This is a genomic window from Methanofastidiosum sp. (genome assembly GCA_020854815.1).
In the GTDB taxonomy this organism is placed as follows: domain Archaea; phylum Methanobacteriota_B; class Thermococci; order Methanofastidiosales; family Methanofastidiosaceae; genus Methanofastidiosum.
In genome coordinates, this window is record JAHKLW010000091.1 from 1 (window position 1) to 2,669 (window position 2,669).

The window sequence follows — 2,669 nt, forward strand, 5'->3', positions numbered from 1 at the left end:
CAGGAGGAAGGTACAAAGTATTTAAATGAAAAGAGGTTGATTTCTCTTTAATGGGATTTCAATACATTTTATCATCCCATACGGAAAAAAAACGAGACTTGGGGGAGAGAGATGATGAGTCCGGGCAGCTTTCCCTCGATTTCCTGGTCGGATTCAGTATCTTCATGCTCACATTAATCATTGCATCGACGATGCTTTCAGGGGTTCTTGTCGGATTACAGAGCAAGAAGATAGACTATGACGCAGTAGCATACAGAACCGGAGTCATTCTGGTTGAAGATCCAGGTGAGCCGAATGCAGATCCTTATAAAGTCTTTATTAATAGTAATCAATCGGAGTTAAACCAATGGGAGTTTATTGGCCTCGTTCATAAAGATCAGGTCCTCCGATTTGGTCTATCAGAATACAAGAGCTCCCCAAAAATAATTTCCCCTCAAAAGATTGAGACTTTTTTTGACAGCACAATCTATCCTGACCTTTCGGATTACCGAGAACGCATTATTTTCGGTGATTACCCATATAATTTTAACATTACATTTAAAACAACCCCAGACGGGCCTATTAAGCATATTGGAGATCCGTATCCTGAAAATGCTCCGTACGGTTATATTAGGCGAGTTGTACAAGTTAAGAATCCAAGCACTTCTAACGTGGACATGTCATATTATGAACTTGACACTGGAAGCGGCCAGTTTGATGTTTATATCAACTTTAGTCAACTCAAAAATTATACCAGAGGATCACAATATTGGGTTGATAAATTGGATAAATTAAGCTTGAATTTGACCAATATTCCTGCAATAAAAGCTGATGGTTCCCCCAATGTTTATTTAAAATCTATGAGAATGCAATACTTTTACCCAGTATATGGCTGGCAAAATTTCAACAAAACTGTCTATTTCAACAATAGCGGATATCTCAATTCCAGTGGAGACAATCTGAACCAAATAGTTCCGTCTTATCTATCAATGGAATTTCCTCCAGAGTTTTTCAACATACCCATTCCCATCAGTGAGCCTTCCTGGAGAATTCGTTTTCAATTTGATGAAACAACTGCAAATGTAACTGGAATTGCACCCTACCAAGGGTTGGAAACACTACCTTTGGCGATAGATTATAATCCGCCAACTTTAGTCCCGGCAGTCATGGAGGTAAGGGTATGGTGAATAACGAAGGTCAGTTATATACAATAGAGGGTATAGCTGCAGCAGTACTCATCCTCACATCAGCATATCTCATGCTATCTGCAACGACAATATTCACACCTGGTGAAACTCACATCTATGATATGCAACTGGAACAGCTGGGAAATGATGTTCTTGCTGTCATGGATACGGCCGAGACATGGTCATCAGAACCGTATCCCAAGAGCCAACTTCAAAATTATATAGAAGATTACAATACGAATGGCATTGAAAATTTTGGTGACAGATTTTTAGAATTAGTAAATGCAAAAGTAATAGAACACAATGACAACTTGAACTACAATGCCACAATATATGCAAGAAAAACTTCAACCAATGAATTGTATCCCCCGATAAGATTTGGCGGATCTGATTATCATCGAGAGAATGCAGTTGTCGTAACAAGGTGGGTAAATATTGATAATAGAATAGGAATAGGAAGTTTACCAGCTGACACCAGAAATCAAACTGTGCTCCTGGAGGTAATATTATGGCGCACTTGAACGATGAGGGACAATGGATTATCACTATTGCATTTATAATTAGTGTGGGTATATTCTTCCTCGGGATTCTCATAAACCAGTCAGTTCTTGTAGGACAGACTACTGCAGAAGCAGTCAATGAGTTTCCGAAGACTGAGATTCAGGATCTCCGGCAAGAAGTGCGGACTATTTATACAAGATATAGTGGTATTCCCTCTTCTCAAGATGAAATATTAAATGACCTCAATATTATCGGTCAGGAAAGAAAGACAGAAGTGATTGATATTACTCCAGGTATAAAATGGAATATTCATTTCAACAATGGTGTGACAATTTATGACGAGGAGATCCTATATTGGGACTTTTAACATGAAAGAGAGAGATGATGCTGTATCAAACCTTATCGAATATATCTTCATTACAGGTATTCTCTTAATGTTTTTAATCATCATCATACCGGTCGTAAATACAATCTTCATCGAAAGACCGGTCTATGAACTGACATCTCATGCCTATACTGATATCGGAAACGGGGTTAGCACAAGGATTATCGACCTTTATGCCATCATTCCCATTTACAACAACGCTACTATTGTGACGGATTTTGATATACCAGATGATGTAGTCGGTCGGGATTACAGGGTGGATATCGTGGATGGTCCGCCAGGAAAAGAGTATGACAAAAGAATCTTAATTTCCGGAAACAATTTGGAATATTATATATCTCTTTCAGGAATTGGGGCCACAATATATGGAGGAAGTGGCGGAGGTACCACAGCAAGCGGAATCAATACAATTGAATATCATTATCCATTAAAGGAGCCGGAATAATCATGGTAAAGAATAAAGGAACTGTAAATAATGAATCTGCTGTCTCTGAAACGGTCGGCTACATTATTATTTTCGGGATCATGATGACAGGGATTGCTCTTGTAACCCTGTATGGTTATCCGCTCTTGCTGCAGGAGCAGGCAAATGCCAATATAAAAAATATGGAACGGAA

General features: G+C 38.8%; 4 protein-coding genes. All 4 read left to right on the forward strand.

What is annotated here, in order from left to right; translation table 11 throughout:
- The first annotated feature begins 164 nt into the window (after positions 1–164).
- From KO464_10385 to KO464_10400, 4 genes are read left to right on the forward strand one after another with little or no spacing between them, the layout of a single operon-like run.
- On the forward strand, positions 165–1,166 hold the full coding sequence (locus KO464_10385) for a hypothetical protein (protein ID MCC7573766.1): 1,002 nt from the start codon (positions 165–167) through the stop codon (positions 1,164–1,166).
- A complete protein-coding gene (locus KO464_10390; GenBank protein ID MCC7573767.1) occupies positions 1,160–1,687 on the forward strand; it encodes a hypothetical protein in 528 nt (175 codons plus the stop codon). The genes KO464_10385 and KO464_10390 overlap by 7 nt, the downstream gene beginning before the upstream one ends.
- Positions 1,675–2,034 carry a hypothetical protein gene (locus tag KO464_10395; protein MCC7573768.1) on the forward strand — a complete coding sequence of 120 codons (360 nt, stop codon included), beginning with the start codon at positions 1,675–1,677 and terminating at the stop codon, positions 2,032–2,034. The genes KO464_10390 and KO464_10395 overlap by 13 nt, the downstream gene beginning before the upstream one ends.
- 1 nt (position 2,035) lies before the next feature.
- On the forward strand, positions 2,036–2,497 hold the full coding sequence (locus tag KO464_10400) for a hypothetical protein (protein ID MCC7573769.1): 462 nt from the start codon (positions 2,036–2,038) through the stop codon (positions 2,495–2,497).
- Positions 2,498–2,669: the final 172 nt, after the last annotated feature.

Excerpts from the sequence above, each read along its gene's own strand:
- KO464_10395 (MCC7573768.1), top strand. The coding sequence starts at position 1,675 with ATGGCGCACTTGAACGATGAGGGACAATGGATTATCACTATTGCATTT.
- KO464_10390 (MCC7573767.1), top strand. The coding sequence starts at position 1,160 with ATGGTGAATAACGAAGGTCAGTTATATACAATAGAGGGTATAGCTGCA.
- KO464_10400 (MCC7573769.1), top strand. The coding sequence starts at position 2,036 with ATGAAAGAGAGAGATGATGCTGTATCAAACCTTATCGAATATATCTTC.
- KO464_10385 (MCC7573766.1), top strand. The coding sequence starts at position 165 with ATGCTCACATTAATCATTGCATCGACGATGCTTTCAGGGGTTCTTGTC.